The sequence below is a fragment of the Wolbachia endosymbiont of Tuta absoluta genome, assembly GCF_059414725.1.
Map to the genome: position 1 here is coordinate 1 of NZ_JBNRJY010000323.1, position 4,029 is coordinate 4,029.

Here is a 4,029-nt window from a genome sequence, read left to right on the forward strand (position 1 = left end):
GTGCATGATAAATTAATTGGTCAAGTAGAAAGCAAATGGAAGTCATTTGCTTTTGGAGAGAACAATGGTAACTATTCTATGGGTCTAGTAAATAGTGATGTATCCTGGATGAAAGGAAAAGATCGATCTATTTCGCTCCAGTCATACTGATGCAAGTCTATAACATGTACTCCTTCAATTCCTTTCAGTTCACGCTTTAAATTATCTATTTGGCTTTGCTTAAACCCTGGGCCGTTGATAATCAGATATATATCCCTCTCCTCTTCATTCTTTAGTTTATGATTCTTGATTATATCTAAATAATTCAATCTACTATTTTTACCATCTGGTAAAGATGCACCATGTACTCTTGGCACCCATGTTAGTATTATTGGCGCTTCATTTGATAATTTTTTTACATTACCGATCATTATTTTACCTTACTATATTGCTATATTTATAATATAGTGGATTTTTTAATAAAATGCAAGTAGACATTAAGATTTCACTTACGCTCTCTCAGTTTACAATTTTTGTTTCCGTATTATCTAATGAATCACCGTAAGTGACTGCCTTAAGATAAAACTTTCTCCCTTTTTGCACTTCAAAAGAAATTATTGAATCATCAAGTAGAATAAATTTTTCACCTGCAGTGTGTTCATATTTCTTAGTCCCTTCTTGACCTCTAATTAGGTTGCTAAGCTTATATTTATTTTTATCTATAAGCTTGGCATCTTGGAATTTTATTACCTCTTTTCCAACCAGCGCTAACACAGTTGAATTCATGACGTCTAGCTTACCAAAACGTAGCACTACTGTAATTCCCTCATCGGTAGATTCGATTACATATCCGTAAGTAGATTGTATATTTGCGCTCGCGATGGGCTTATAATTTTTATCATCATACGAAATAAAAAGTGTTGCTCCTTTCCAACCTTCCTCTTCACTAATTAAAGTAAAACTTGCGATATTACCTTTAATATGCGGTAAATCTATCATTTCTACGATAGATTTACTGATGTGAGAAGGAGGGTATTCTTTAAGCATAAGTGATCTTGTTGAAGGAAAGGAGAGCTTGTATATAGAGGGATCATAACCAACTCCCATTACTTGAATGGACATGCTTTCAAACTTTGTTTTTATAATTCTCATCGTATGTCTTTTCTCGCCATCTGAAATTGCTATGACATCACTTGGTAAAAGCCATGCATATTTTATCGGGAGCTTAAAGTTGTATACATTTCTCTCTTGCCACGAAGAATAAAGTAAAACTTCAGCTATATTTTGCGCCTCCCCTTCCTCCATAATGAGAGGTATTTCAACTGTTGCAGCATTGCCCTGCTTTGGCAGTTCAGCATATTTCACATCAATTGGATAGCCAAAATTGCGGTTAAAATAAACGATGTTAATCCTATTGTTTAAATCTAATTGACTAAGCTGTATCAGCTTGGGATTGTGATTGAAAACAGTTTCGTCAACTGGTATACCAGTTGTCACTCCCCTGCCCTTTTGAATAAATTTCAGTTTTGAGTTCTGTTCAACCACATCAAAAAAATAGCACCTTCGCAGCATTTTAATAATTGAGCGTACGGGTTGCTGATCATTTATTACATACCCAGATAGTAATCCTTTAACATCACTTGTATCAAACTGATCGCCTTTGAGACCTACCTTTTGCAACAGATCAGACAAAACATCGGAAACATTAAGTTGTGAAATTTTTCCCTGAATCCAGTGCCCGGTCTGCCAGTTATGGCAGTCAGCCCACATGTCACATAAATTGGGGAAATAAGGAAATGGCCTTGCATCCCACGCCCAGAGGAACATTTTCTCCACCATTTCTGAGCTTTGCCACTTTTTTAATGTTCCTTCGATTGCAGTTTTCTGCGAAAGAAAGCTCACCTCTCCGTTTGAGTATCGTGGATATTTACTCTCTATACTACCTTTATCAACAAACACATTGGGCTCATTAGTGCAGCCGTTCATACTGGGAAATCCATATTCGGTAAACCATATTTTCTTCATTTTTGGTTGCCATTTTGTTTTACTACCACCTGGATTTACATGAACTTCACTCCACCATTTCTCGATATTTTTCCACGCATATTCGCTGTCATTATACTTTATTTTCTCAGGATCACTTTTTGAGTAATCGTAAAAATAATCATACCCTACCCCACTGCTCCAACCACCCGTTACATCTTTCGCGGAATAGCCAAAAGGAGGTTCTGGGCCATCGGTGAGTGGAAAGTAAGCATCTATGCCAACAACATCGATAAACTCTGAAGACCATAGTTCATCCATATTATACCAACCATCATATGAATGATACTCACTCCAATCGGCAGCGTAAGTTACGTTTACTTCTTTTCCAAGCTGAAATTTTACTTGCTTTGCAACTTTAACTAGCTCTGCTACTGCAGGATAATTGCCTTTCGCATCTTTTACTCTGGTAAGCTGAGCAAACTCAGAACCAATAATAAACCCTTCCACTTTAGTTTGTTTGGCAATGCTTGTGTAATGCTCTATGAATTTGCTATACTGATTCTCAAAAAAATCACTTATATCCTGAGGAGTACCGCTCAATTTTCCTCGCCACTCTTTGTTTTTTGTGTCAAGCAAGAGCATTGGATAGAGCATCACCTTATAACCTCTGCTATGCAGCTCTTCTATATATCTTATTAGTGCTGCATCGCTAACTGTACCACCATATCTTGGATTGCCATGATTATCTTTTGAAATGAGCTGGGCATTATCCCTGGTTATATTTCCCACTTGCCAATCATCAGGCACTATAGCAGAATCGTCTTGAAATTCAACTGCAGGATATATTTTACAATCTTTGATATTCAAACTGCTTGCAAACCAATTAACCACTACCGATGCCCATTCAACATTTGGTAAACTTTCCTTCAATTGGTCCAAAGAAAGCATAGCATCGCTCTTTTTTGTGTGATTATTGTGATTTACTCTTTGTACCGGTCCATAGGGAATATATTGACTACTGCTTATTTTTTCTCGTGCAATTTTCTTCTGTATTTTCGTATCATACACAAACTCCCCTGAACCTGGTATGATATTGATATTTTTAATGTTTTCTGCTACTGAGAATCCATTGAGCTTCAGTGCAGTTTGCACTTCAAATGTAAACACCGGAACACGATTACTATAGTCTGCCAAAGGGAAATTTTTGATGACTATGTAAGATATTCCTCTATAAGCTGGTACATTCTTCTCACCTTCGATTGATAACATAAACGGATCAGGGTTTTGGTCTTCTCTGCCGTGGTAAAAAGTATAATCTATTTCATCAAAACTAAGCGATTTTATATCCGCCCAGATTCTATTTAATTTTTCTACTTTCCCCTTGCAAATTGCAATTGCGAGTGTTGCATAGTAGTTATATGTAATATTTATACCTCTTCCTGTTTTATTTTGAGTGGTTATCGCCTCCTCTTTTATTGGCTGTGACCAAATAATGTTTCCAGCAATGCGAGCAGTGCCATAGATAATTGGAATTGCTTTGCCATAAGTTGAGGTTTGAACTTGCAGATTTTTCAGCCTCGCCCCATGCGTTATCTTTTGGTCGGCATCAAGACCAAATATTGCATTATCAAGCTGTGCACCAAGCAGAGCACCGAGTTCTGAGCCAACAATCTGGCCAATTGGCCCAAAAATACTGCCCGCTTTACTTAAAATTGATGATAAAATTATTGTAGACATAATATTCTCCTTTTTAATAGATTGTTTTGAATTTTTGAAAGAAGATCCCAGACTGGGATAAAATTGGGACCTACTATATAGTAGTGTCATGCGACTGGTATCCAGGAAAAAAAGGATGTAATCCGAGTAGCCCTTTTCCTGTCATCCGAGTAGCTGACACTGGGATCCATTGTTCTTTATTTCTGAATTCCAGCGGGCTTTGTTGCACCACTCAAGGAAAGAACAGGCAGTTACTGATGGAATTTGTTATAAAATAGATATTTAGCCGACAAAGGAAAAATATGCCAATAAGAATGAAAGTCAGTAACTGCAATGAATATAACAAAT

The 4,029-nt window shown here is 36.9% G+C and carries 1 protein-coding gene and 1 pseudogene; both read right to left on the reverse strand.

Annotation, left to right across the window (positions count from 1 at the left end; all coding sequences use genetic code 11):
• Positions 1–125: 125 nt before the first annotated feature.
• A pseudogene (locus tag ACJ5GX_RS03490) lies at positions 126–410 on the reverse strand (hypothetical protein); the annotation flags it as partial.
• Between the two features lie 88 nt (positions 411–498).
• Entirely contained in the window at positions 499–3,702 is a 3,204-nt protein-coding gene (locus ACJ5GX_RS03495) for a glycoside hydrolase/phage tail family protein (protein WP_096097210.1), read from the reverse strand.
• Positions 3,703–4,029: the final 327 nt, after the last annotated feature.

What these genes read in the sequence shown, in the direction of transcription:
- ACJ5GX_RS03495 (WP_096097210.1), bottom strand. Translation starts at nt 3,702, where the DNA reads ATGTCTACAATAATTTTATCATCAATTTTAAGTAAAGCGGGCAGTATT.